Source organism: Microcoleus sp. FACHB-SPT15 (assembly GCF_014849525.1).
In the GTDB taxonomy this organism is placed as follows: domain Bacteria; phylum Cyanobacteriota; class Cyanobacteriia; order Cyanobacteriales; family Coleofasciculaceae; genus Symplocastrum; species Symplocastrum torsivum.
In genome coordinates this window covers 69,679-96,436 of the sequence record NZ_JACJNU010000055.1, presented here as the reverse complement: position 1 = coordinate 96,436, position 26,758 = coordinate 69,679, and the positions used below count along the sequence as shown (strand labels likewise).

16 protein-coding genes are annotated in these 26,758 nt (G+C 44.6%); 7 read left to right on the top strand and 9 right to left on the bottom strand.

Translation table 11 applies throughout. The features are described 5' to 3' along the window. The first annotated feature begins 54 nt into the window (after positions 1-54). Entirely contained in the window at positions 55-2,889 is a 2,835-nt protein-coding gene (locus H6F98_RS21940) for a response regulator (RefSeq protein ID WP_192220841.1), read from the top strand. A gap of 187 nt (positions 2,890-3,076) precedes the next feature. Here the strand turns inward: H6F98_RS21940 and H6F98_RS21935 are convergent, their stop codons facing one another. After that, positions 3,077-3,271, bottom strand: a complete 195-nt coding sequence (locus H6F98_RS21935) for a hypothetical protein (RefSeq protein ID WP_192220840.1) — start codon at positions 3,269-3,271, stop codon at positions 3,077-3,079. Between H6F98_RS21935 and hppD the strand changes: the two genes are divergently transcribed. Then, positions 3,270-4,406 (top strand): 4-hydroxyphenylpyruvate dioxygenase, encoded by a 1,137-nt coding sequence (hppD, locus tag H6F98_RS21930; RefSeq protein ID WP_192220839.1) that lies wholly within the window; start codon positions 3,270-3,272, stop codon positions 4,404-4,406. The genes H6F98_RS21935 and hppD overlap by 2 nt on opposite strands. Positions 4,407-4,581: 175 nt before the next feature. Here hppD and H6F98_RS21925 read toward each other — a convergent pair whose 3' ends face one another. Continuing rightward, entirely contained in the window at positions 4,582-5,208 is a 627-nt protein-coding gene (locus tag H6F98_RS21925) for a CPP1-like family protein (protein WP_192220838.1), read from the bottom strand. 410 nt (positions 5,209-5,618) lie between these two features. On the opposite strand from H6F98_RS21925, the gene H6F98_RS21920 reads away from it, so the two are divergent. Beyond that, positions 5,619-6,338, top strand: a complete 720-nt coding sequence (locus tag H6F98_RS21920) for a response regulator transcription factor (RefSeq protein WP_199348810.1) — start codon at positions 5,619-5,621, stop codon at positions 6,336-6,338. A 447-nt stretch (positions 6,339-6,785) separates the two neighbouring features. Here the strand turns inward: H6F98_RS21920 and H6F98_RS21915 are convergent, their stop codons facing one another. Together H6F98_RS21915 and psbH are read right to left on the bottom strand one after the other, a co-directional pair. Continuing rightward, positions 6,786-7,058: a TatA/E family twin arginine-targeting protein translocase gene (locus H6F98_RS21915; RefSeq protein WP_192220836.1), complete on the bottom strand. Its 273-nt coding sequence runs from the start codon at positions 7,056-7,058 to the stop codon at positions 6,786-6,788. A gap of 122 nt (positions 7,059-7,180) precedes the next feature. Next, positions 7,181-7,384 carry a photosystem II reaction center phosphoprotein PsbH gene (psbH, locus tag H6F98_RS21910; protein WP_192220835.1) on the bottom strand — a complete coding sequence of 68 codons (204 nt, stop codon included), beginning with the start codon at positions 7,382-7,384 and terminating at the stop codon, positions 7,181-7,183. A gap of 84 nt (positions 7,385-7,468) precedes the next feature. Between psbH and psbN the strand changes: the two genes are divergently transcribed. After that, positions 7,469-7,600 carry a photosystem II reaction center protein PsbN gene (gene psbN / locus H6F98_RS21905; protein WP_192220834.1) on the top strand — a complete coding sequence of 44 codons (132 nt, stop codon included), beginning with the start codon at positions 7,469-7,471 and terminating at the stop codon, positions 7,598-7,600. Positions 7,601-7,761: 161 nt separating this feature from the next. Here the strand turns inward: psbN and H6F98_RS21900 are convergent, their stop codons facing one another. Then, a complete protein-coding gene (locus H6F98_RS21900; RefSeq protein WP_192220833.1) occupies positions 7,762-8,694 on the bottom strand; it encodes a glycosyltransferase in 933 nt (310 codons plus the stop codon). Between the two features lie 534 nt (positions 8,695-9,228). Beyond that, positions 9,229-12,468: an alpha-mannosidase gene (locus H6F98_RS21895; protein WP_192220832.1), complete on the bottom strand. Its 3,240-nt coding sequence runs from the start codon at positions 12,466-12,468 to the stop codon at positions 9,229-9,231. Positions 12,469-12,576: 108 nt separating this feature from the next. On the opposite strand from H6F98_RS21895, the gene H6F98_RS21890 reads away from it, so the two are divergent. The 3 genes from H6F98_RS21890 to H6F98_RS21880 all read left to right on the top strand — a co-directional run bounded on the left by H6F98_RS21890 (position 12,577) and on the right by H6F98_RS21880 (position 16,643). Beyond that, positions 12,577-14,865, top strand: a complete 2,289-nt coding sequence (locus H6F98_RS21890; RefSeq protein WP_192220831.1) for a hypothetical protein — start codon at positions 12,577-12,579, stop codon at positions 14,863-14,865. Positions 14,866-14,946: 81 nt separating this feature from the next. Beyond that, positions 14,947-15,054 (top strand): helix-turn-helix domain-containing protein, encoded by a 108-nt coding sequence (locus H6F98_RS21885; RefSeq protein ID WP_199348794.1) that lies wholly within the window; start codon positions 14,947-14,949, stop codon positions 15,052-15,054. Positions 15,055-15,071: 17 nt separating this feature from the next. Further along, entirely contained in the window at positions 15,072-16,643 is a 1,572-nt protein-coding gene (locus tag H6F98_RS21880) for a PAS domain-containing protein (protein ID WP_192220830.1), read from the top strand. On the opposite strand, the gene H6F98_RS21875 is transcribed toward H6F98_RS21880, so the two are convergent. From H6F98_RS21875 to H6F98_RS21865, 3 genes are all read right to left on the bottom strand, one after another. Further along, positions 16,629-21,773 carry a PAS domain S-box protein gene (locus H6F98_RS21875; protein ID WP_192220829.1) on the bottom strand — a complete coding sequence of 1,715 codons (5,145 nt, stop codon included), beginning with the start codon at positions 21,771-21,773 and terminating at the stop codon, positions 16,629-16,631. The genes H6F98_RS21880 and H6F98_RS21875 overlap by 15 nt on opposite strands. A 22-nt stretch (positions 21,774-21,795) precedes the next feature. Then, entirely contained in the window at positions 21,796-23,766 is a 1,971-nt protein-coding gene (locus tag H6F98_RS21870; RefSeq protein WP_192220828.1) for a response regulator, read from the bottom strand. A 168-nt stretch (positions 23,767-23,934) separates the two neighbouring features. Then, positions 23,935-26,640 carry a response regulator gene (locus tag H6F98_RS21865; RefSeq protein ID WP_192220827.1) on the bottom strand — a complete coding sequence of 902 codons (2,706 nt, stop codon included), beginning with the start codon at positions 26,638-26,640 and terminating at the stop codon, positions 23,935-23,937. Positions 26,641-26,758 lie beyond the last annotated feature (118 nt).

Genomic DNA, 26,758 nt, shown 5'->3' with positions numbered 1-26,758 from the left:
TAGTATCATCCAGCTATTTATTTTCAACGTTTAATCCTTAATATTTGTGTTGATATGGCGACCCTACCTCATTCATTTTTAAAGGAACACCCAATTACAGTCTTACTCATTGATGATCAGCCTCTAATTGGGGAGGCGGTGCGCCGGATGTTAGCCACTGAAGAGGATATTATTTTCCACTACTGTAGTGATCCAATTCAAGCTGTGCAACAGGCAACAGAGATTGCACCAACAGTAATCCTACAAGATTTAGTCATGCCTGAAATTGATGGATTATTATTACTGCGTTTCTTTCGAGCGAATGCAGCAACCCGCGAGATTCCAATGATTGTCCTATCAGCCAAGGAAGAGGCAAATTTAAAAGCCGAAGCCTTTGCTGCGGGGGCTAATGATTACTTAGTGAAATTGCCTGAGCAAGTTGAACTTGTTGCCCGCATTCGCTACCATTCCAAAGCTTATATTAACCAGTTGCAAAGAGATGAAGCCTCCAATGTTATCCAAGAAAGTGAACAACGTCTCCGCACAGTGCTAGAGAATATGCCAGTGATGATGGCAGCATTTGACACAAACGGCAACATCATCGTCTGGAATCGTGAATGTGAAAGAGTTACAGGATATACCAAAGAGGAAATTACTGCACTTCCCCAGGCTAGAGAATTATTTTATGGAGGGGTGGGGGAGAAAGGACGAAGGGGATATCGTTTAGAGAGTCGTGATCCAACAGGAGAAAGTAGCGCCGCAATTGTAGAAGTAGAATCTCAAGAAAATAACTACCGCGATCGCGAATGGGAAATCCCTTGTAAAGACGGTAACCTCAAAACAGTAGTCTGGTCAAATATTAGCGATCGCTTTCCTATTCCAGGTTGGGCAGGATGGGGTATGGGGGTAGACATTACCCAACGTAAGCAAGCCGAACTTACCGTAGAACGAGAACGCGAACAACTGCGACAAGTGATTAAAAATGCCCCGATAGCTATAGCGATGTTTGATACGCACATGTGCTATCTCGCCTACAGTCACAAGTGGCTAACTGATTTAGGAGTAGAAAATCACTCAGTCTTAGGGCAGTGTCATTATGATATTTTTCCAGACCTAAAAGAAGAGTGGAAAGTTGCCCATCAGCAAGGTTTACAAGGACAATTTGTTTCTCGTTCTGAAGATAAATGGGAACGAAACGATGGCTCACTTTTCTATTCTCGTTGGGCAGTCCAACCTTGGTATACCTCAGATAATCAAATTGGTGGCATTATTATCGTTGATGACCGCATAGATGACTTGGTAAAAGCACGAGAAGCTGCTCTAGAAGCAGCGCAGGTCAAATCGCAATTTTTGGCAAATATGAGCCATGAAATTCGTACTCCCATGAATGGGGTACTAGGGATGGCCGGCTTACTCCTGCAAACAGACCTCAGCGCCCAACAACTCGAATACGCTCAAACCATCCGCACAAGTGCTAAGCATTTGCTCAGCATCATTAATGACATTCTCGACTTCTCGAAACTTGAAGCCGGAGAAATGCACTTAGAAATATTAGAGTTTGACCTTTATAAATGTATTGAAGAAGTCGTAGATTTACTTACGCCTCAAGCCGATGCTAAAGAGATAGAACTAATTATAGAGTTTGACGATAAATTACCAAAAATACTACAAGGTGACTCAGGGCGATTGCGCCAAATATTATTAAATCTACTGAGTAACGCGATTAAGTTTACCCTTACAGGAAACGTTAAGATAAAAACTACATTACAATCAGAAACCGATAAAACAGCTATTATTCATTTCGCTATTATTGATACTGGTATTGGCATTCCTGATGAGGGAATGCAAAAACTCTTTCAATCTTTTTCCCAAGTCGATGCTTCAACTAGCCGAGAGTATGGAGGTACTGGTTTAGGATTAGCCATTTGTCAACAGCTTGTGTCACTCATGGAAGGGAAGATTGGGGCTGAAAGTGTGGTTGACAAAGGTTCAACGTTTTGGTTCCAAATCGAGTTTGATAAACAGGTAGCGGCTACACCTATATCCGAATTCCAGACAGCAAAAATTTTAGAGTGTAAGCCCCAGGAATTAGCCGTCGTTAACCTTAAATCTACTGGAAAAGAGAATCTAAAAATTTTGGTAGCAGAAGACAATTCAATTAATCAAGCGGTAATTTTGAACCAATTGCAAATGCTGGGTTATGAAGCTGATTGTGTCACTAATGGTGTGGAAGCCTTAGAGTTGCTCAAGAAGCAAGATTATGATCTGGTGCTAATGGACTGCCAAATGCCTGTTATGGACGGCTACACAACAACCCAAGAACTACGTCACCACGAAGGAAATAAACGACATACAGTTGTGATTGCCCTAACCGCTAATGCAATGTTGGCTGATCGTGATAAATGTTTGGAGGTAGGCATGGATGACTATCTCAGTAAGCCGCTTGAACAGGAAGATTTAGCTAGGGTAATTCAGCGTTGGCTACCGTCGCCAGTGGAAGGCGGAACTAGTAATGAGGAACAGGCGACTCATCCGAGTGAACTCTTAGATGCAAGCCAAGATGTAACTGACCGACAAGATTCTTCTCCTCCCATTGATTTAGCTCGTTTAGAGAGAATATCTCGCGGCAAAGTGGCTATCCAACAGCGACTGCTACAGATTTTTCTAGAGACAACACCTAAAGATTTAGAGGCACTAGAACGTGCAATTTTAGAGATCGATTCTTCTCTCGTTGAACATTATGCTCATCGTCTCAAAGGCTCCGCTGCTAATATCGGTGTTCCGGCAATGTCTGCGATCGCAAGAGAACTAGAGGGAATGGCACGACAACAGTCATTGGATGGGGCAAAAGAGATGGTAGCGTCCTTGTGGCAGGTTATGGAACGAGTACAAGCGTTTGTTAAAAATTAGCTACTCTCGCATTTAATTGAACAGTACTGACGCACTTCAACACGCTGTAGGGCTTGGCAATACCAAGTCCTACGGCAAAATCAGGCTTTCACTGATTAACTGCGTAACTCCTGGTCATTTATGAATAAGATGAGTAAGTAGTAAAGAAATGTAAAATAAAATGCCGGATAAAGTCGCTAAGAGAGAATCAGGCTTTTACGATTAACTGCGTAACTTCTGTTATTTTTCTCATGTGACGATAGCGTTTGTGTAGCATGTCCTCACTCAAGCTTTGGGTAATGCGTAGGGGGAACAAAGTTCCTTCTTTCTTGGGAATGACCTGTAAATCTTCAAAAAACGGCAAAATTGACAAGCAGGCAAGCCCTCTGATGGAATAAGGCATGAAAATTGATCACATTCACTTCTATGTAGAAGATGCCAGCGCCTCCCGCGACTGGTTTGTGAAGCACATGGGCTTTCAAGCCTTGGCATCTAGTGTAAGCCGCCATACTCTCACAACAGCAGTAAAAAGTAATGTAGTTTACATCGTTCTATCTTCCCCTCTTACCTCAGAAAGTCCCGTTGCCCAGTTTTTACGTCTCCATCCTCCCGGTGTTGCTGATATTGCCTTTGTCGTTTCAGATTTGGAAGGTTTGATGGAGAAGGCTGTTGCTAACGGGGCAAAAGTCTTAGAACCTGTTCAACAGCAGTTGCTTGCTCAAGGCGGCTGGAAATGGGCGAAAATTGCGGCTTGGGGTTCCTTGAGTCATACGCTAACTGAGCGTATTGGCAATACTCCTTTGTTACCAGCATTTCTCGCCTCAGAATTTACCACTAAATCTTTCCCCTCTACTGAGCCAAAGGCAACTCCAGAAAGATTACCCTTACAGTTGATCAGGAACTCTGAACTATTTGCTGGTATCGATCACGTTGTGTTAAATGTTGGTGCTGGTGACCTAGAACTTGCTCTTGATTGGTATGAAAATGTTTTGGGATTCCGACGGCAGCAGCGGTTTACGATTCAAACGGATAATTCAGGACTTCGCTCTCAGGTGATGGTTCACCCCAAAAGTGGTTTGCAACTTCCTATCAATGAACCAGCATCAGCGAATTCTCAAATTCAGGAGTTTCTGGATGTCAACCAGGGGCCAGGTATCCAACACATTGCTTTAGAGACCCCTCAGATTGTACAAGCGATCGCACAACTCCGTAATCTAGGCTTATCTTTTCTCTCTATTCCTCCTACCTACTACACCCAGCTACGGCTGAACTATCCTGGACTTCCCTTATCGGCAGCAGAATTCGAGGAAATTGCTGCCCAAGAAATTCTGGTAGATTGGCAGGATAAATCAAGACGTGCCTTGCTACTTCAGACCTTCACTCAACCAATTTTTGAGCAGCCTACCTTTTTCTTTGAACTGATAGAACGCCGCCAGGAAGCCGAAGGATTTGGAGAAGGGAATTTTCGGGCTTTGTTTGAAGCGATTGAACGAGAGCAGATGAAGCGAGGTAGCTTCCCCTTGGGTGAAGCCAAATAAAAATTAATATTTATTGCTCAATGTTAAAAGTGCTTACGGACTTTGATGAGACGAGCCGGATTACCTCCAAGTCAAATCAACGTTTTGTCGGTCGTCAGTTGCAACAGCCGACAAACAATAGGCAAAACTTGCCAATGTTCAGTCTAGGAACACACTTAACGGGTGAAGATGTATTTCAGCGGAGGAAGCTACTAATCAGCCAGAGAACGAAAAATGATACCAACGTAGCAAATTTCTCTGTTGCCAAACCGAAGCCAGCAATTTGTGACTCAATTAGACCACCCAGCAACGTTCCCAACCCAACCCCTATAAGCAAACCTGCCAGTGTCAACAAAAATGCACGACCAAATTGTCGTTCCTTACGATTGAGAAAGTAAATATTACAGCAGAAGCCCAACGCCAGAGCTAACGGTAGGATTGATTCATCCGGAGCTGGATAAAAAATAGTCAAAGCACCCAACACCGAAAACGCAATAGCGGGTCCGAGCAGTTCTCCCGGAGACGGGGTATCTAACAGTCTTTGCAGCCATGCCGGAGAGCGACTGGCTGGCGTTTGGGGAAAAGTCGGTGGTGCCGGAGACAGCTTTTCCGGAAAGCGAATACGTTCAGGAACCTTGATTTTCCCTTCTTGGCGCATTCTGAGACGATCCATGATGATTGCATCATAGGCAGCCTCGACAGACTCTACAAGCTTTTGATCACCACGATGCTGCTGCATCAAGCGCCCTTTAGCATCCTGAATTTCATCAAAAGAAGCGTCTTCAGTAACCCCAAGCTTTTCGTAGGGATTTTGATCACTCATTCAAAACCTCCGAGACATCCCTTCTTTTCACTCGTATAACAGCAACTCTACACTGGATTAATATATAAGGCACCGATAACGCTCAATAATTCTCTTGCTACCAACAGGGTAACAGTTAGACCTTATCGAGTGTCATGCACCCCCCTGCAAGCTAGTTTAGCCTGATCCCCAAATACAAGCGCACTCTATCCCGACAAACACGTTCAATCAGTGAAAAACAATTCATCAACTGCCTTCATTGCTCATGCTCTTGCTAAGTTTCTTTACTATGCAACTTCGGTATGATGTCAAAAGCTATTGGCATCCCTTAATTCTACGACGATAATTGTCTAAAATGCTCATTACACCATTGGTGTAAAAAGTCCTGCGTGTTGATCCCTGAACCCTGTTCTCCGTGGAAAGTTATGACCATGTCCTCCGCCAAGATTCTTGTCGTGGATGACGACCCGGCAATCCGAAATTTAATTCTTCGCTTTTTAAGCCAGAAGAACTACCAAATGCAGTCTGCTCATGATGGGAAGACGGCTCTTGCACTGTTTGGGCAATTCAATCCCGATCTAGTAATTCTAGATGTGAATTTGCCTGATGCTCTTGGCTATACCCTATGTCAAGAGATGCAAAGCCGTACCGATGTCTTTGTTCTGTTTCTTACCAGTAGGGCAGATGCTGCTGACAAAGACAAAGGCTTTAAACTCGGTGGTGATGACTACCTTACGAAGCCTTTCGATTTACAAGAACTGGAAAACCGAGTCGGGGCAATTTTAAAACGCAAGCGGGAAGTTACGGCGACTGAACAACAACGTCTCGTCTTCAACCAGTTAGTTATCGATCCCGGACGCCGAGAGGTGACTCTCAACGACGAAATTGTCCCTTTAACCGCTCTAGAATTTGACTTACTGCATTTTCTAGCTTGTCATCCCGGTCGGGTACTGCGTCGCTCTGAGCTAATCCAGGAAGTCTGGGAGTATGACTATGTAGGAGACCAACGAGTCGTTGACGTGCATATCGGTCAAATTCGCAAAAAAATTGAACTTGACTCTAGTCAGCCGTCACTTATTCAAACTGTTCGGGGTGTTGGTTACAAGTTTGAGGCTCCTTCCGGTCAAAAGAATGGAAAGCCAGAGTCTTAAAACGACTTGAAGCAACGGTTAGCTTGGTTTCGATAAGGGACTTACTGCCAACCACAAGGTGTTTGGTCAGTTTTCAAATTCTTCCAGTGTGTCATAACAGCAAATTGAACAGGGTGCCCCTATTGATATGTTCCTTAGTACATTTGAGAAGTAGATAGAGGCTTAGGAAAATCAACACTTGCTGGTGACCTAGACTTGTTATTCCTCAACCTTGGTTCATTGGTCATGGTGACTCTGCGGCTTACAGCACTTAAGTTGGCAAAGCTATCTGACATAGAACTGCCCACTGGAAACATCTAGCCAATAGTCCCATAACCCAATCACCATCTGGAAAATAGCTAAAGCCACCCTGGAGAAAGAAAACCTTGTCTCCAAACTAGAAAACGTTTAAAGCCCGCCTGAGCGGGCTAAAAAAGCAATCATAGCAGGTTTGAACTTTCGTTGAGATCAAGTAGCTGCGTGATTATTCGATTCAGCAGCGGCAGTTTCTTGAGTGACAGTTTTCTTAGATTCGGGTAGTGCTGGTGTCTTTACCGCTTGCTCTATCTGCTGAGCCTCATGCTTGAACTCAGCTTCAAACTCTTTGGAGGCATCTTGAAAGCCTCGAATTGCTTTGCCCATACTCCGACCAATTTCTGGCAACTTTTTGGGACCAAATACCAATAAGGCAATAACCATAATTAGTGCCATCTCCGGCAAACCAATACCAAAAACATTCATGTGATGACCTCCTGTGCTGTCTTAAGGGAAGAGTCCTAGTCTTCCGTATTATGACCTACAAAAAACCCGGACAAGCCGGGATGTTAAATCTTGATTGTGATTGAAGGCGTGAAGCTAGGAGATTACTGACCTAAGCTTCTCCAGTCAACATTGATGCCCTCAAGCAGCAGAGAGGAATTGTAGAGCTGCAAAATAATCAACAAAAAGACGAAGAATAACAGCATGAAGACTGCCATCAATGGCGTAGTCCCCCAACCTGGAGCCACCTTACCATACTCCGAGTTTAGAGGTTTGAGGATTTCTCCTAGCCGCGTCCGTTGTGCCATGGGTCACCTATGATTAATCTCAATAGATTTTTTGTAACGTTCCGTAATATTATAGAGGAATAGAACTCATAATTTATCTAAATCATGGAACCCGCAACAGTTCTTAGTATATCTATCGCTGCTTTTGTTATCGCTATCACTGGCTTCTCAATTTACACGGCTTTTGGGCCACCTTCTGCCCAATTGGATGATCCTTTTGAAGATCACGAAGACTAAGCTTTTTCTAGTGCCTTATTTAGGTTATCTGAAAAATGAGTTCAGCTAAAAGTTGCTGGGCACGAGCATTGTTCAGCCATCTCCAAAAGCACTTTAGGGCGATGCTATCTGGTTCGCTAGAACCCTGTTAGCATCGTCTATTTAGCTTCACTTCATGTTCCTTAGCTTGCTGAACTGGTCACTAGAAGCTTTGACCACAACTTGAACCACCGCTCAATAGCATACTTGACCAAACCCTGAGGGTAGTACCGTAACAGTAAACCCATGACTTGTGCAGCAGAGGCGAATTTCTGTGCCTTGAGATTGGCAGCAACTTCATACGCCATGTCGGAACCAAAAAGACTTATCCAATGCTGTTTTCCACTCCTAAAAGCGGCTTCGTACTCCTGATTTCCCTTAACAGACTTCCACTGTTTACCAAGAGACTTTAGGGTATAGTACAGCATCCGTGAAGGTTTACCTGTAATTGATACGTTGCTGCTGTGTTGACGATAATCAACAACAACCTGATTGTGGCAGTAGCCTGGAAATGCTCTTGCCACTCGTAGAAACACGTCATAGTCATTTGAGACAACAAGCGTCCGGTCAAAATTACCAACAGCTTCAAAAACAATATGGCGGAAGAGGACTGTCGAAGGTGGTACAAAGCATCTACTACGCAGCAGCAGTTGATAGATGTCTAAAGACATCTCCTGGGGTTCTAAACTTGAATCAAACGCTAATCCATCGTTTCTAACGCACTTGCACAGACCAAAAGCAAAGCCACAATTAGGATGAGCTTTCAGGCTGTTCACACCAATTTCCAGTGCATTTGACCTCATGATGTCATCTGGATTGTGAAAAACCACATACTCACCACAACTCTCAACCAGTCCCGTGTTGCGTGCAGCAGCAATGCCTTGGTTCTTCTGATAAATGTATCTCACCTCTGGGTAACGGGTCGCTACCTCCTCGGTATTGTCGGTTGAGCCGTCGTTGACCAGAATGATCTCGAACTGTCGGTAGGTCTGCGCCAGAACACTCTCGATCGCTTCTTCCAAGAACTTTGCTGCGTTGTAGCAAGGAATAATAACAGAAACTGTATTTGCACTCATAGTTTGCTCAATCTAACTGCCTTATGAAGACGTTGACGTTGTTAACAGGTCATTGTTGTAGGTTAAAAGTTTTGCCAGGTTAGAGACGTATATCAGAACTGGCGATTTTAACTAATGACGCTCTGCCTATTGAGGTTTATCTTAAATTTTTGCTTAAGTTTAGAAGCTGTTATGAAGCAACAAGACTTCTTTAACAGAGAAAGAATTAGCTGATTTATGCAGACAACTTTAGCATATCTTTTAGAAATTTATTTGTGCTTATTTCTTTAAGAAAGCTTTTTAAATATTCTGCCAATTGCTGCTAAGCTTTTACCTTTTTACATTAACTCTAACTGTTAGAGTAATCCAAGTACATTTCACTGTAACAACAATATCTATCTTTAGGCAGATGAAACTCAATAAATCAAGGATAACTGGACTTTGAGCTTAACTTGTAACGGCGTATTAACGGTTCTAGCCACCCTAAAACAGTAAAGTAGCTAGTGCATCAAGGCAAATGTTTCTGATTTAACTATTCATTCATGGAGGTCTGAATTACTTCCTCTTGAGGTTCGCCGTAGGTACCAATGTAAAACTAGCAATTTTCCAAGGCTGTAGTGGGAAAGCTTGCTGATTAGATGAGTGTTCAGGGAGTTGGACAGGTTGCTCTAATAAATTGACAGGCTGAGCGATCGCTAAATCTAAATCACTCTTGAGTGCTAATTCAGCTAACTCACCGTAACATTCGTAACAGCGCAGAATCCATTGATTAGCATCATCTTCTGACAGCTTCAGAGCCATTAAGATGAGATTCTCAGCTTGGAGATTCAACAATTGACCAATTGGTTGTAGAAGTGTACTGCCATACGTCCCTACAGAAGGGTTATTGAGTACCTGAAGCGGTAAATTTAGTTCATAAGCTCGTCGTACTGTACCTGCTGAGTGCCAACTGCCACTGTGAGGATAAAGGGCATAGGTGAAGTGATGAATGCCCCTGTCAGCTTCTGGATCAGGCCAATTGGGACTCCGTAGGAGCGTTAGGCGTAACACAGAGGGTTGGGCATCATAGCCGTATTTACAATCATTGAGCAAACTGACACCATAGTCGCCCTCACTGAGATCTGCCCAACGTAGGGCGGGAACTTCCCATTTTGCTTGCTCAGCAGGAGTTTTAGGTCGAGTTGGACGTTGGATAGCACCACAAGCAATCTCATAGGTGGCATAATCAGCTTCCAGGTTTAGGGGAAAAGCGGCTTTTACTAAAACATGGCGTTCCTGCCAGTCTACAGTTGTGACAATTTTGAGAATCGGGGATTCAGCTTCTAGTACATACTCCTGACAAAACTGGGATTGTCCCAACTGGCGGACAACACACAGACGCGATCGCACTATCCCTCGTTCTAACCACTTGATGGATTTCAGCAGGGTTGGCGGTAAGGGACGCTGAGTATAGTTGGGGTCGATGTTCCAGGCATCCCAGTATTGACCACTATCTTCAAAGGCTTGCAACTGATTGCCAGAACCACTGAGTACTTCTCGCTGATGGACTTTATCGAAGACGCTACTTAAATCTCCGGTGCTGGGGTCAACTACAACCCGCAACATTTCATTTTCTAGAACCCAATTCTCCCGGAAGGTAGGGGCGCAAAGTCCTGCGTTCTTATGGGGTTGGTCATCACCACGACACAGCCAAAAAACCCGATACCCAATAGAAGGGATATCCTTTGCCAAAAACAGAAGTGTTGAGACATCACGACGCTGGGATAGTAGCTTGTCTCCTGAAAGGTCGTAAACATCCCAAGTCGTCTCAGATGACTGGGGTAAGGAAACAGCAATGAGTTCTGAACGTTGCCAGTTGAGGGAGTTAAAGACAATAACAGGTTGCGCGTCTGGTTGGGGTGGGGGTGGGAGAGTGATTTGAGAAGCGATCGCATTCAATGACGCTTCTACTATCTCTAAGCCAACTTGCTCCACATCCTGCCAAGCTTGGTTTGCCTCCACAAATACTTCTGGAATTGATGTCCCTGGTAAAATATCGTGAAACTGGTTAAACAGCACCTTTTTCCAAGCCTGTTCCAACTGAAGCTTGGGATAGCGACAGCTAGTGGTAATTGTTGCTAAAGAGGCAAAGAGTTCTGCCTGGTACAACAAGTCTTCACAACGACGATTCCAACGCTTTTGGTCGGCGTGGGTGGTGTAGCAACCGCGATGGAATTCTAGATACAGTTCATCATTCCAAATGGGAATTTCATTTGTCGGTTGTCCGTTGTTGGTTGTTGGTTTCTTGTTAATCTCGGTGTTACCAACTAACTCTTGTCTACTAATCAATGACAAATAACTCAACGCTGTCGTAAATTCTAGGCGAGGGAAAAAAGGCGATCGCTCCCAGCGCTTGGCTACCTGTAACATATCGCGGGTCGGGCCACCACCATGATCTCCCACACCAGGAAGCCAGAAAGCCTCTTTTAGACGAGTTTGAGTTTCCCAATCAACCGCATAGGCGGCAATCGTGAGCGGATTAGTATCCATTACCCCTGTGGTGTTGGGGGGAGACATCAGGCTAAAGATTTGGGTGCCATCCGGTGACTGCCACCAGAAAGCACCATAGGGAAACTTTGTTGTATCGTTCCAGTGCAGTTTTTGGGTGACGAAGTATTCCATCCCACCCTGTTTCAGAATTTGTGGCAGTTGCCAACAGAAACCAAAGCTATCAGGTACCCAGGCAACCCGTGTCAGTTCGCCAAACTTCTCTTGGACGTAACGCTGTCCGTAGAGTACTTGCCGGACAATGGATTCACCATTGATTAGGTTTAATTCTGGCTCGACCCACATCCCACCGACAACTTCCCAACGACCAGTGGCTATTTGTTGTTTGATAGCAGTAAATAGGTCAGGACGATGCTGTTCTATCCAGGCGTAGAGTGCGGGTGTGGAATGGCAAAATGTAAGCTCAGGAAACTCCTGCTGTAACTTCAAGACAGATTCAAAGGTGCGTTGAGCAACCTCCCAGGTTTCACTGACTGTCCATAGCCAAGCGAGGTCGAGGTGAGCATGACCTAGCATTTGGATTTGGCGTTGTTTTAGTATGGGTAAGGGGTTGCTTGCGTTTACAAAGGATTGGAGATTTTGGCGTAATCTAGAAAGTGATCGCGTAAATTCTTCCTTCTGAGACACCAACTCCCAATTAATCTCAGCAATAGCTTCTGCAAGTGTATTGAGTTGTGCGGGTTCAAAGGCTTCGACATACTTCTGCAATACCGCCAATTCATTAGCAACAAAACCTGGATCGATGTCCTCAGTCGCCTCATAGACAACTATTGAACGCATCAGTGCCCCAATATCATGACCCGGACTGACAAGTCGTAAGGCTACCTCAATCTCGTCCCCCGGCACCACAGCAGAACTTAGCAGTACCCTAGCGGAAGAATCAAATAAATCTCCCTCTTGTACTAGCTGTCCATTAACAAAGATTTGAGCCGATTCTGCCCACCAAGTCAGAACCAGCCGTAATGCTAACCCCGGTAAAGGATAACCCTGTAAATCCTGGGGAATCACCAAGCGTTGGCTCAACCACATCACTTGCCGTCCCACCGACCAAACAATGTATTCTTTTGGGTTAAGTTCAGCAATCGACCAATCATTCCAATCTTGAGACTGAGTAGCAACAGTCACTGATAAGTCTTGAGCACAACATCGCCAGCCGTTCTGAACATCAACTTGAGTTAAGAACCGCAGTCTTTCAATGGCATCATTAATGAGGTGCGTCCCAACTGGTGAAGTCACAGGGTCAGTCATCTTTTCGATAAAATCAGGGCACCTACTATTGTTATTTTTAGCTGTCGATTTTTACGCTTAGCCACTTAATATTTAGCTGCCAATTTTTACGCTTAGCCACTCATAACCATGCCCCCCGCTCATCCAGGTCGTTATCAAAGTCGATTATTCAATTTTCTGAATCGGCAATCTATCAAGTTTACGGCTCAATGCGATCGCGCAGTACGGCAGCTGAAAGTCACTGCTGTCTGGGGAGCGCAAATCGTGCTTTATCCGCTCTACCTAGCGGTGCAAAGCGGTTTATCGGCGGGGCGTCAACTTTCATCAGCGGCACAAGCGGGATTTCCTCAGATCAAAGCTCTTACTCAATCTCAGCCCAAGCAAGAGACTCCCCCAGCCGCTGATACACCGATTCAGCGAGTACTCTGTGAAGTCAATACCCTGTTTGAGTCAGAACCTGATGAGTTACTCGCATCATCACCGAGTTTTTTGTCAGTAACTAGCACTCAGGAGCTAGCTAAGACAGACAAACAACCAACAACAGAGAACGAACAACTGACTGCTGCAATAGCCGCTCAGCCTCTGAGTGGTGAGTGTGGCATGATTCAGGGAGTAGCGACACAGTTGGAGACGCGCACTCTAGTACTCGTTACGGTACAAAATCAAATTTTCGATATTTTGACACCCCAGCAGCAGCAAAAACTCGCCTCTAGAATTAGCTGGGAAGTCGCTGATTTATTGCGTCAGTGGCGTTTAGCGATCGCATCAAAGAGTCACACTCCTCAACGCCTAGCTAACTTAGATCAACCCCGTGTTTTTCTACCTGTCAGACTTTTCTGGAATCTAATGGCGTGGGTGCAGAGTAGTCCTGTTGCGATCGCAGCAAATGTCTTTCAGGAAGCAACTCTTGTCTATCATCCTGCATCCCAACCCAGTCAACCGCAACACCGTCGTCACAAGCAGCTAGCAGCATCTAACTCAGCAGTAATTACACCGCATCCAGCTTTAGCGTTCCTTGATCGTACTGTTGCTGAACTAGAATCCCACCAATTGGTACCTGGATCAGAAGTCGTGGTAACGTTGGGCGATCGCGCGACAAGTGTCCTGCGAGAACGGAGTCAAAAACTGCGTCAACAGTTACAAACCCCCTTCATAACACCTAGAGATGCTGAATCTTTGGAGGCATCTCAACCTAACAACTCTCGGATTCAAGCCTTAATTTATGCTGCTGTTGACTACTTTTTTGGCAGACGCGGCTCAACTCTCCCTCAAACCGATTCCCGTGTCCAAGCGGAAGCTCATCAACTATCAGGGCATGATTCTATCTCTTACGTCCCTTTGGTAACTGGGAGTAATCCAGAAGCCCAAACTCAGCTACCTGAGGCTCGCAACAGACAGACATCTGTGACACCAGAAAAGTCGGTTTGGGGTGTCCTCAAGCGTTACCTGAACGGCAAACCGTTATCAGGAAAACTTTCTGCTCCCACTGTGCCCTCAAGTAACCAGATTGTCATCAGTGAAACTCCATCTTCATCTGCCATCAATTCCCTCAATCCAAACACCTCGCTGACGACAGAAGCATCTCAGACGAATACATTTCGGGTTCAAGCTTTAATTTACGCGGCGGTTGATTACTTTTTTGGTAGACATCGCTCCCATTTACCAGGGACAGCTTCCCAAGCACAACCGAAAAGTCTTGCTAATGCCCAAGGTGAAACCCCTCAACTATCGGGACGTAATTCTACTTCCCTACCTCCAGTTGCCGCTCCTCCTAACATAGAACTTGCAGGTGTCAGTGAACCTGATCCTTGGCTAACCTGGGACGATTTATATGATGACTCACAATTCCCAGATTTAACCCAAACCTCTACCCCAGCTACACGTTCTTCTGGGAAGAGGCGTTCAGATTCCCAAGCACAACTTCCTAGGGCGAACAGCCAAACACCTGTGATGCCGAAAAACTCTGTTTTTGGCGCTATCAAGCGCTACCTAAGCCCCAAGCAAAGACCAGGAAAGCTTTCGGCACCCACTACAAGAGAGCAGAGCGAACATCTGCCATCAATTGTCCAAACGGCAAAAGTCAAAGCCAGCGCAAAGGGAACACTCCTGCAATCTCAGGAGAGACATAGAGACACTACACAGAAAAAAGCTAAATCCTCTTCCCTCTCTGCTGCCCATTCTCGTCGTCCCAATGACTTGCAGACAACAGCAGAACCCACTGCTATTACTACGTCTTCCGCTCCTACTCCAGAGAGCCATCTTGATCCAGCGCCTGACTGGATTGAAGCAAAGTCAAGACCCGTCGGCTACGTCAAGCACCCGCTTGAGCAATTACTAGGGTGGTTAGACGTTGCCATACTTCGGATAGAAGATTTCATGGTAAAAGTTTGGGGCTGGGTCAAGCGACTTTTGCCCTAAAGTTATCCAGTAAAAGGATTTATCCTTTCGTTTCCGAAACTCCTTGAAAATTAGGCATGATTTCCTAGGAGGCAAGCAAGCGTGTTAAATCTTACTTACGAGTTCAAAGCAATTCCAACACCTGAGCAGGTTCAGCTTATCGAACACACCCTAACGGTGTGTCGGAAAGTCTGGAATTTTGCCCTATAGCCTATACACTCCTACCTATGCGAACCAGCACACAAATTAAGGCAGAGATTGAAGAGCGATTTGGCTTTTTTCCTCCCTTCTTTGAGCCAGCTCTTTCCACTCCAGATGTATTGGAAAACCTCTGGCAGCAGACTCTCTCTGCCTATGTCAACAATCCCCTACCAGCGATTTTCAAAGAAACGCTGTTTGCTTACCTATCGCGCTATTGCTCGGTTCCTTACTGCATTGTCTGCCATTCTTGTGCGTTGCGACCGTTGGGAATACTGGGTAAGGATGTGCTGAAGTTGATTGCACAGCCACCACCAAAGACACCGCAAGATCTAGATACAGAATTAGAAACACTTAGCCAGCAGCCGATTCCTCTTTACAAACCTGATTCTGATGCATCAAATGATCTCGCATCGGATTCGTCTGTCGAGCAAAGCCTATGGCGCTGTTCAGTTTTTGTGTTTCTTCAGCCGTCCCAAGCGCAAGAGTGTCGTGCCCAACTGCGTCAGCTTCTGGGGGATGTGATGTACGCTCACTTAGTCGCTTTTCTCAGTTACGTCAAATTCTGCCACCAGTGGGTAGAGAGCTATCCTGAGCTATGCTTTGAAGCCGATAAACGCGCTCAGTTACATTTGGCTCCACTGCTTGAGGAAGAACCGAACCTCGCAAAATTCTTTCAAAACTACAACACACGATTCAAAGAAGAACGCCAGAACCGAGAAGCCGAATTAGCCAATCAGGTTATCAAGTTGCAGCAGTTAAGCAGGAAACTGCAAGAGAGCGAAGAACGATTTCGTCGGGCGATTGTCAATGCTCCTTTCCCGATAATTATTCATGCAGAAGATGGGGAAATTTTACAAATTAACCAAGTCTGGACTGAACTGACAGGCTACACTCATGAGGAAATTCCGACGATTACTGAGTGGACGGAACGCGCTTATGGGGAACACAAGGAAGATGTGCGGGCGTTCATTGCTCGATTATATGAACTCAATGAGCGACTGGAAGACGGGGAAGTTACCATTACCGCTAAGGACGGTAGTCGTCGAATCTGGAGCTTCAGTTGCGCTCCCCTAGGTACATTACTGGATGAAAGACGAATCGTGCTTACGATCGCAAAAGATATTACCCAAGGAAAGCAAGCAGAAGAGGAACTAAAGAAAGCTCAAGAAAGACGCTTTCGTGCTGTTTTTAACCAATCGTTTCAGTTTTCTGGACTACTGACACCAGAGGGCATTCTCCTAGAAGCCAATCAAATGGCTTTAGAGTTTGGAAACTTTGAGGCAGAGGACGTAATTGGACATCCGTTCTGGGAAACACCGTGGTGGACGTACTCAGTAGAAGCTCAGCAACGTTTACAAGATGCGATCGCACGCGCCGCTATAGGGGAGTTTGTCCGTTACGAAGTTGAACACCCAGGTTTTGGAGAGACAACAGCTATCCTCGACTTCTCAATAAAGCCTGTAAAAGATGAAAACGGCAACGTCATCCTCCTGATTTCTGAAGGGCGCAATATCACAGAATACAAGCAGATTGAAAGAGCGTTGCGAGAGACCGAGGCAAAGTTACAAGCAATTTTAGATCACTCAACAACTTTTTAAGTCATTTTTGGGTAAGGTAAGTGATGAATCTTCGCTGTAGATGTAACGAACTCCCAGGTGTTCAGCAATCTTTGCAAACAGGATTTCTTCTTGGAATGGTTTACGAATGAAGTCATCACAACCTGCTTTTAAGATGGCTTCTCGCTGTTCGTTAAAGGCACTGGCTGTTAGGGCAATAATGACAGTCTCTTGACCATTTGGCATTTGCTTAATTATTTGAGTTGCCTCATAGCCATCCATCACTGGCATTTGAATATCCATCAAGATTAGATGGGGTTGCCAACTTTGCCATACAGCTACAGCTTCTTGACCATCAACGACTTCACGAACTTCAAAGCCTAAGGGTTGGAGTAGTTTCACAAGTAGGAGGCGGTTTACTCTTGAATCCTCAACGATCAAAATTCGATAACTCAGTTGATTTGGCACCAAACCGATTACTCGCTGTCGAGGAACGCTTGTCTTTACATCTATTACGTTTACTGCACGAACTTTGATATCGAAGCTAAAAATTGACCCTCTACCTGGTTGACTACTAACGTTAATATCGCCCCCCATTAATCGGACAAATTCTCGGCTAATGGGTAACCCCAAGCCAGTTCCTTCCATAGACTCGTGTCCTGTCCGGGTTTGCACAAAGGGGTCAAATAAGGAATCGAGTTCTGATGAGGCAATACCTTGTCCTGTGTCTTCGATCTCAAAGAGGAGGGATTGGGAATTGGAGGTAGGGGAGGTGGGGGAGGCATTAGAAAATCTTGCTTGTCGCCAGTCTCTAGTCCCTAATCGCACGCGCAGTGTGACGCTACCTTGTTGAGTAAATTTAATGGCGTTGCCTAGCAGGTTAATCAGGATTTGACGGAGTTTGCTTTCATCGGTTTGAACGTGTTGGGGAATATCGTTAGAACACAAAAAGGTGAGCTGCAATCCTTTAGATTGGGCTTTAAGTTGTAGCATCTGTTCAATTGAGTTGAGTAGCCCATACAAATCAAAGCTGTTTTCATTTAAAGTCACCTGACCTGCTTCAATTTTGGACATTGAAAGAATGTCATTAATCAGGGTTAGCAAATGTTCCCCACTCCGATTAATGATTCCTAAATGTTCTCGCTGTTCTGGTTCCAAAGAATTGTTATGAGCCAGTATTTGGCTAAAGCCTAGGATGGCATTGAGAGGAGTTCGCAGTTCGTGACTCATGGAGGCGAGGAAAGCACTTTTGGCACGGTTGGCAACTTCTGCGGCTTCTTTTGCTTGTCGTAGTTCTTCCTCTGTTTCCTTAAGGTAAGTAATGTCTGTTGAGGAGCCTACAATACCTTGGACTTGACCGTCTGTGTTGATGAATGGGCTAATAATCGTTTGGTACCATCGGGTTTCACCTTGGCAGTTGGTAATTGCTTCGGCAGGGATGATTTTGGGTTGGAGAGTCGTCATTACTTCCTGATTATTCATCAGGAATTCTTTGGACTGAGCGGGATTGCTATTAAAGTCGCTATCTCGCTTGCCCAACATTTCCTCAACCGTTTTGTCATAGATGGCGGCACCGGCTTGGTTGATGGTTAGGAAGTGTCCTTTTTTGTCTTTCACAAAGATAGAAGAAGGAACAACGTCAATAACCTGACGCAAAAATTCTTGCTGTGCTTTGAGTTCTGCTTCTGCTTGCTTGCGCTGGATGATTAGGGAGGCGAGCCTTGCTAGGGACTCAATTACTTCCAATTCTCGTTTGTCAGGCGATCGCACTTCGGTAAAATACATGGCAAATGTCCCTAAAACCTTACCTGTATCGGACAAAATTGGCTCAGACCAGCAAGCTCTGAAACCATAAGATAAGGCACAATCTTTAAAAGCAGCCCACAAGGGATTGGTCGCGATATCTTCAACAATTACAGGTTTGGCAAAATAAGCAGCCGTGCCACAGGAACCTATATTTGCCCCTATAGGTAGTGGATTGATCGCTTTTACCCAAGCTTCGGGAAGCTTTGGACCGACATAAGGACGCAAATACTTACCGTCTTCGGAAGCCAAACAGATTGAGGAGCGAAGCTTTGGAGTGAGTTCATCAATCTGGGTTGTTAATTCCAGCAAAATGTCCTGCAATGATCTGCCTTGTGTGACCATCTTCAGGACTGTGTTCTGGGTCTTCTCCAACAACTGTCTTTGCTGACGCTCAGTGATATCCACTGCCATCGAAGCTAGTCCAATAACGGCACCATTCTCATCTAAGAGCAGTGTGTTGTACCACTCACAGATGATCGTTCGACCGGATGCCGTGAGGTTTTCGGTAATGCTATGAAAACCGCCTTGCCCGGTCAGAAGTTGCTCGTAGAGCCTCTTGATTTCCCCTCTATTAGGTTTCGGGACGAGGAGTTGCCCCCCGTGCTTGCCGATCGCTTCTGTTGCCTTGTAGCCAAATATTGCTTCAGCCGCTTGGTTCCAGGAAACGATTTCTCCCTTGGTATCCCATTCAATAACAGCAAGGAGAGTATTTTGGACTAAAAAGGAGAGTTTTTGCTGTTGAGATCGCAGGAGTTCTTCAGCAAACTTGCGATCGCTAATGTCTTGATGAGAACCAACCATTCGCACAGGGTTGCCAGCTTCATCCCAGAGTGCTTGTCCTCTTGCCAAAATCCATTTATAGCTGCCGTCAGCACAGCGTAGGCGATACTCAATAAGGTACTGGTGAGACTTTTTATCGAGGTAAGCCTGCAAGCAGTCGATCACCCGGTCAAGATCATCTGGATGTACACGAGTCTGCCATTCGTCAATGTGGGGACTAATTTCAGCGTCTTGATAGCCCAGCATTTCCTTCCATCGGCTAGAGAAGAAGCATTCACCCGTGCTGATGTTCCAGTCCCAAATCCCGTCATTGTTGCCCTCAAGCGCTAATTGCCAACGTTCTTCACTTTTCTTAAGTGCCGATTCGGCTTGTTGGCGAACTCGGATTTCTGCTTGTAACTGCTGATTTTGCCGATCCAGTTCAATCCGTCGTTGTGTCTCCTGTTCGAGGAGATTGGCTTGTGCGATCGCAATTCCCATTTGAGCGGCAACTGCCTCTAATAGTCCAATCTCCTCCTTTGTCCAGTGGCGGAAGCGATCATACTGATGAATACCAATCGCACCATTCGGTTTCCCATGATAGGAAGTCCGGACTGCCAGCATCGACTTTAAACCTAACTGACGACACAAAGGGGCAGCGGCGGCTAAGAGAGGGTCGTTCGCGACATCATCAGATGCGACGCTCTCGTCTTGAGCTAACATCAGCTCAACATGGGGATTACCAATCACCGGAATTTCAATACTGAGCATTGAGTCTAAGCTGGGTTGCTTGTACTCAGCGACCAAAGGGATTTGAGGACTTGGGTTTTCAATATAGGTATGAATCAGGCAACGATTGACCCGGAAAGCCTCACCAATTTGGGTAGCAGCCGTTTGAAAGATTTGCTCTGGATTCAAGCTAGAGCGGATTTCTTGAGTAATGTGACTCAGCAATAACTCTCGCTGGATTTGCCGTTCAAGGTCGGCTTTTGCCGTCGCGAGTTCAATCTCTGCCTGTTTGCGCTGGGTAATATCGACCCAATACCCTACACCCTCAATAGGGTTGCCTGCATCGTCATAGACGAGTTTCAGCTCATCATAGAGCCAGCGATAGGTGCCGTCTTTGTGCAAAAAGCGGTATTCATGGGAGTGATATCCTTTTTCAAATAGATGTGAGAGTTCTGCCAGGACGCGCTCAACATCTTCAGGATGGATGTGGTTTAACCAGAATCCGGAATCTTCAAGGAATTCCTTTGCCTCGTAGCCTGTTACTGAGGTAACGTTATCACTGATCCAAGTTGCTCTATAATTCCCTGATGACTGACAACTATAAATGATTGCTGGGCTGGAGATGAGCAGGGATTTTAAACGTTCAGTTACGATTTGAAGCTCGTTTTCTGCTTGCTTGCGTTCGGTAATATCAGTCTGAACACCAATGAAGTTCGTCAAGCCGCCAGTTGCATCTCGAACTGGGGTAATCCCAAATTCATTCCAGAACAGGGTGCCATCTTTACGATAGTTACGCAGAATAAATTGACCTTCTCTACCTTCAGCAATTGCACTTCGTAGTTCTTCAAGCGCGGGTTGGTTTGTATCTATTCCCTGCAAGAAACGACAGCTTGTGCCAAGTACTTCCTCGCATTGGTAGCCCGTCATCTGCTCAAACCCAGAATTAACATAAATCACTGGATTATCATGCACTTGGGCATCGCTAATGATAATGCCGTTGTTCGAGGCTGCGATCGCTCTTTCTAGAAGTTGTAAACGTTCAAGTGTCTGCTTCCGTTCAGTGATATCTCGTCCTTCTGGAATCAGTAGGACAACGTTGCCTGTTTCATCGAATACGGGTTTTAGAGAGAAGTCAATTGTCGCAACTCTATCTCCTGCCCCCCTAACATCCACTTCATAACGCACAAACTCACCTTGAGCAGCGGATGCGATCGCGTGCTTTAATTGATTCCGTGTTTCTTGTGAAAGTGTCCACCACCGAGCTTCCCAAAACGGCTTGCCAGCAACATCACCCTGCCCAATCCCACCAAAATCTAATGCTGTTTGGTTGATTTCTATTATTGTGCCGTCTGGTAATAGTAGCCCGGTAAACTGAAAGGTATTGTTAAAAATAGCTCGAAATTTCCTCTCGCTCTCCCGCAGCGAGGACTCTGTTTGTTTGCGAACCTCTATTTCCTGTTGCAGTTGGATATTTTGCTCTTTAAGAAGCTTCGGGAGCCTTTGCAGGGTGAGTTGAGTTTCTATACGGGCGAGAACTTCTTGGGCCTGAAACGGTTTGGTGATGTAATCTACACCTCCAATAGCAAACGCTTTAACTTTATTGAATTCTTCGTGGAGAGCGCTCAAAAAAATTACGGGGATTTCGCGAGTTTGAGGGATGGCTTTCAACTTTTGACAAACTTCATAGCCATCCATTTGAGGCATGATAATATCCAGCAAAATCAAATCTGGAAGAGCATCCATCGCCGCATTCAAAGCCAGTTGTCCAGAAATGGCTCGTTGAACTTTATACCCTCGGTTGGTTAGGATTTTGGATAAAAAGTGCAGGTTACTCGACTTGTCATCGACAATTAATATTTTTATTTCTTGATTATCCATAAATCCTATTAATCCTCAATCTTTAACGACTAGAATTCAATGAATCCATAACGGATTGAGCTAAACGGACGATCTCATCAAAACGAAAATCATTAGCTAAATCATTTAGAGCTTCAGCTAAAGGTGCAGAAGTCTCTGGAATTTGCTCGATTAGCTCCAGAACAGTCTCTTCTCTAAGTGTATTCGCTGCCTGATATAGACTGGCTATCCAGTCGGGGGGCATCTCTGCTAATTTATTTAAGAAAAAGGAATCCTGTTTTCTTCCAGCATTGAATTTTCGAGGTGCTGTTATTGATTGATGCAGATTTTCATAAAGATATAGAACTTCCAGATGTTGACTAATTTTTTCAAAAATTATTTCTTCACTAAATGGTTTATGCACCAAATCGTCGGCACCAGTGGCTAAAATTTCTCCTCGCTTCTCTTCAAAGACGCTAGCTGTGACGACAATGATAATCGTAGCCTGACGGAATTGGCTATTGGAAGATATGGATTCTTCAGTATATCTTGCTGTATCCCAACAATCTATAAGTGCCTTCTCCTTGGCTCGTATCTGTCTTATTGCCTCTAACCCACTCATGACAGGCATCCGTGTATCCATAAAAACCAGGTGAGGTTGCCAACTTTCCCAAATAGTAAGTCCTTCTAAACCATTCGTCGCTTCACGCACTTCAAAACTTAAGGGTTCGAGCAGCTTGATTAACAGTAAACGGTTAGCCTTAGTATCATCAACTACAAGAATTCGATACATTTCTCGACCGGGTTCTAAGCCAATTACTCGCTGACGGGGTTGACTTGTGACTTGAGACAAATCTGCCTCAGATAATTTAATAGTAAATTGAAACGTTGTTCCCTCACCCAAAACACTGCTAACCCGAATCTCTCCCCCCATTAACTCGACAAAGTTTTTGGTGATTGCTAAACCTAAGCCAGTTCCTCCAGCAGTTGCCCGACCTGCTGAAGTTTGCACAAATGCATCAAATAAAGTGTCAATTTCTTCTGGAGCAATTCCTAGACCTGTATCGTTAACTGAAAACTGAAGCGAGGATTCTGATTTCTTACTCTTGTCTACAGTAAGAGTAACACCACCATAGTTAGTAAATTTGATAGCATTTGAGAGGAGATTAAGTAAGCAGCTTCGTAGCTTTTGTTCGTCAGTTCTGATGTACTGGGGAACATTAGGGGAGACAATAACTATAAAATCTAAATTCTTTTGTTCAGTTTGAATTTGAAAAAGGTCTTCAATATTGTCAAGAAGACGGTATAAATCAAAACTCTTTTGATTGAGGTCAATTAGCCCTGCCTCAATTTTAGACAAGTCTAAAATATCATCAATTAATTCTAGTAAATGCTCACCACTCCCATTAATAATTTCTAGAAACTCACGCTGTTCAGCGGTTAGTTGAGAGTTCCGGTTCATTAATTGAGTAAACCCCAGGATGGCATTGAGAGGGGTACGGAGTTCATGGCTCATATTCGCAAGGAATTCACTTTTAGCCTGATTAGCAGCAGCGGCAGCTTGTTCAGCTTTCTGTCGTTCTTGGATTTCTTTGTGTAGCTGTTTATTTTGTTCTTGAAGTTGATTTTGTTTTTCTTGGAGTTGTGTAGAGAGCCGCTGAATCATTAGTTGGTGTTCAATCCGAGCTAAAACCTCTTCAACATGAAAAGGTTTAGTGATGTAATCTACACCACCAACTTGAAAGGCTCGCACTTTATCGATTACTTCATCTAGGGCACTGATAAAAATTACCGGAACGTCACGAGTTTGCTCATCTGCTTTCAAGCGTTCACAAACCTCATAGCCATCCATTTCTGGCATTTTGATGTCAAGCAGAATCAAATCAGGTGGAGATGAGCGTGCTGTTCTAATTGCCATTTGACCTTTAGCTGCACCTCGAACTTTATATCCTTGCTCAGATAAAGTATGGGACAAGAGTTGAAGATTTTCTAACGTGTCATCAACAATTAAAATATTTCCTTTGTTACTGTTCATTTCTCGCTTTTCGGTTGATTTGAGCTAAGAGAATGTCTGAAAAGTCATAATCGAAACGCTTAAACGGTAGCGCTCCCCCTAAATCCCCCTTTTTAAGGGGGACTTTGAGAAGATCTCCCCTCTTAAAAAGGAGGGCTGGGGGGGATCTAAATCAACTTTTGACACTTCTCAGACATCCTCTACGGCTTTATTGTTAGTATCTTCAATTAACTGAATAATTTGGTCGCAACGAAAGCTATTAACCCAATCGATTAGAGTTTCGCGTAAAAAAGTATGATTTGAGGGAATTTGTTCAAGAAGTTGAAAAATCTGTTCATTATCAATCAAATCAGCGGCTTGATAAAGTTTGCTGACCCATTCCGTTGGCATTGTAGTGAGAGATTCCGGCAATGATGCACCAGTCTTTATTTCTTGCAAGGGAGATGATAATTCTTCATAAACATAGCTCACACCTAAGTATTGAGCCATTTTGTCAAAGATGACAGCTTCGCGAAAAGGCTTGCGGACAAAATCGTCACAGCCTGCGGATAAAATAACAGCGCGTTCTTCTTCTAAGATACTGGCTGTTAGGGCAATAATTGCTGTCGCCTGACCTTTTAAATGGGCTTTAATATGTTTTGTCGCTTCATAGCCATCCATCACAGGCATCCGCATATCCATCCAAATCAGATGCGGTTCAAAGCGTTCCCAAATTGCGATCGCTTCTTTGCCATTACTCGCTTCTTTTGTTTCAAAACCAAGGGGATTGAGCAATCTCAGCAACAGTTGGCGATTGCTCCATTTGTCATCAACAATCAGGATACGGTAACTCTGTTGGTTAGGTGCTAAGGCAACAACACGGCGTGTTGGTTGTTTGTCTTCAATAATATCTGTAGCCGTGACTATGCTGATTTTGATGTCAAATTTGAAGGTTGTACCGCGTCCCAGTTCACTCCTAGTCTGAATCTCTCCCCCCATCAATTGAACAAATTGCCGAGCAATTGATAACCCTAAGCCAGTACCCTCTTGGGACTCTATCCCAGCTTGGCTTTGCACAAAGGCTTCAAAAATACTCTCTAATTCCTCTGGAGCAATGCCTATTCCCGTATCTTCAACCTCGAAAAGTAGGGAGTACGGGGTTGAAGACTTCTCTTGTCCATTCCCGATTCCCGATTCCCCAATTCCCAATTCCCAATTTCCCATTCCCACCCTTACCCACACTGCGCCTTCTTGCGTAAACTTGAGAGCATTATTGAGTAAGTTAATCAAAACTTGTCGTAGTTTGACTTGATCAGTGCGAATGTATTGGGGAACATTGGCATTGCACTCAACAACCAACTGTAAATCTTGTGCATCCGCTTTGACTTGAAACATATCTTCCAAGTCATCCAGTAATTGATATAAGTCAAAGTTACTTTCGTTGAGGGTAATTCGTCCGGCTTCAATTTTGGACAAATCTAGAACATTGTTGATTAGGGTAAGCAGGTGTTCGCCACTGCGGTTAATGATGCTGACATTTTCCTGTTGTTCAGGATTCAGGCTGTGGCTGCGAGTTAAGAGTTGTGAAAAGCCAAGAATTGCGTTGAGGGGGGAGCGAAGTTCATGGCTCATATTTGCAAGAAAAGTGCTTTTTGCTCGGTTGGCAGCTTCGGCGGCTTCTTTTGCTTCTTGTAATGCCGCTTCGGCAAGCTTACGAGTGCTAATGTTTCGTGCTACCCAGATTGCGGAATCGTGCGGCATAGGTGAGATGCTGGCAGAGAACCACAACTGCTCGTCTGCTAGGGGTAGCCTGTAGTCAAAGTTGACAATCTGTTGTGTCTCAATCGCTTGCCGAACTTTGCTAAACCACGTCTCGCTTGTTTCTGGAAGAAAAAATTGTTCAATAGTGAGGCTGATTAAGTCAGTGTCAGCATTGTACAAGCGGCTTGGGTTAGTTGGAGCAACTTCGATTGCGCCTTGCTCATCAACCACGAGTACAACATCAGTCATCGCTTCAAAGATGGCGCGGATTTTCTCTTCAGACTGGCGTAGTTTTTCCTCAAGTAAATAGCGATCGGTAGTGTCACGCGCTACCCAAATTACGGCATTATCCTCAATGGGTGAAATACTAGCACTAGACCATACTTCTTTCCCTTCAATGATCAGGCTGTACTCAACGTTTATAGTTTGCCGAGTGTTTAGTGCTTGTTGGATATACCCCAGAAAGATATCGGCTTGCTCTTTTTCAAATACTTCGTGCAAGGTTTTACCGATTCTAGTATCAGCAGGTTTGTAGAGAATTGCTGGATTACTAGAAGCAATTTTTAGATGTCGTCCTTGGGCATCAAAAACGAAGATTAATTCTGTCATTGCAGCAAAGATACCCCGCATTTCTGCCTCAGCTTGTGCTAATTCAGCAGTGCGTTCAGCAACTTTTTGTTCTAGGGCTGTGTTTAATTGTTCAAGTTCAGTATTGATTTTTTTAAGGGTTTCATTAGCTTGTGCTAATTGTTGCCTCTGAGCATAGCAGCGCAAAGCTTCTGTAACCGTCAAATTGAGGTCGGTAGAGTCCCACGGCTTAGCAATGTAACGATAGAGGTTAGCAAAATTGACGGCATTAGCTACCGCTTCGACACTGGTTTGTCCAGTCAATAGTATCTTCAACGTTTTGGGATAGTGAGTATGAATCTGTATCAAGAGTTCATCTCCTTTCATCCCTGGCATGATTTGGTCAGAGATAATCAGCGGAATTTCAATTTCCTCTTCTTTTAATTCGGCACAAATCTCTAGGGCTTCCTGACTACTTTCTGCCAGTTCAATTTCATAATCATTACCCAAGTGTTGAATGAGTTGATCTCTAAGACTAACGAGTACAACTCTTTCATCATCCACACAGATAATTGTTGGTTTAACCATTCTTTCCCTCCAACCCAGATTTGAGGGTTTCGATTAATGTTGTATTGTTCTAAGGCGCTTGTTGGTAGCAAGGAAAATTGGCATCCTGATAGGTTCGTTCAATTGCCACCTAATCTGT

What these genes read in the sequence shown, in the direction of transcription:
- H6F98_RS21940 (WP_192220841.1), top strand. Translation starts at nt 55, where the DNA reads ATGGCGACCCTACCTCATTCATTTTTAAAGGAACACCCAATTACAGTC.
- hppD (WP_192220839.1), top strand. Translation starts at nt 3,270, where the DNA reads ATGAAAATTGATCACATTCACTTCTATGTAGAAGATGCCAGCGCCTCC.
- H6F98_RS21935 (WP_192220840.1), bottom strand. Translation starts at nt 3,271, where the DNA reads ATGCCTTATTCCATCAGAGGGCTTGCCTGCTTGTCAATTTTGCCGTTT.
- H6F98_RS21925 (WP_192220838.1), bottom strand. Translation starts at nt 5,208, where the DNA reads ATGAGTGATCAAAATCCCTACGAAAAGCTTGGGGTTACTGAAGACGCT.
- H6F98_RS21920 (WP_199348810.1), top strand. Translation starts at nt 5,619, where the DNA reads ATGTCCTCCGCCAAGATTCTTGTCGTGGATGACGACCCGGCAATCCGA.
- H6F98_RS21915 (WP_192220836.1), bottom strand. Translation starts at nt 7,058, where the DNA reads ATGAATGTTTTTGGTATTGGTTTGCCGGAGATGGCACTAATTATGGTT.
- psbH (WP_192220835.1), bottom strand. Translation starts at nt 7,384, where the DNA reads ATGGCACAACGGACGCGGCTAGGAGAAATCCTCAAACCTCTAAACTCG.
- psbN (WP_192220834.1), top strand. Translation starts at nt 7,469, where the DNA reads ATGGAACCCGCAACAGTTCTTAGTATATCTATCGCTGCTTTTGTTATC.
- H6F98_RS21900 (WP_192220833.1), bottom strand. Translation starts at nt 8,694, where the DNA reads ATGAGTGCAAATACAGTTTCTGTTATTATTCCTTGCTACAACGCAGCA.
- H6F98_RS21895 (WP_192220832.1), bottom strand. Translation starts at nt 12,468, where the DNA reads ATGACTGACCCTGTGACTTCACCAGTTGGGACGCACCTCATTAATGAT.
- H6F98_RS21890 (WP_192220831.1), top strand. Translation starts at nt 12,577, where the DNA reads ATGCCCCCCGCTCATCCAGGTCGTTATCAAAGTCGATTATTCAATTTT.
- H6F98_RS21880 (WP_192220830.1), top strand. Translation starts at nt 15,072, where the DNA reads ATGCGAACCAGCACACAAATTAAGGCAGAGATTGAAGAGCGATTTGGC.
- H6F98_RS21875 (WP_192220829.1), bottom strand. Translation starts at nt 21,773, where the DNA reads ATGGATAATCAAGAAATAAAAATATTAATTGTCGATGACAAGTCGAGT.
- H6F98_RS21870 (WP_192220828.1), bottom strand. Translation starts at nt 23,766, where the DNA reads ATGAACAGTAACAAAGGAAATATTTTAATTGTTGATGACACGTTAGAA.
- H6F98_RS21865 (WP_192220827.1), bottom strand. Translation starts at nt 26,640, where the DNA reads ATGGTTAAACCAACAATTATCTGTGTGGATGATGAAAGAGTTGTACTC.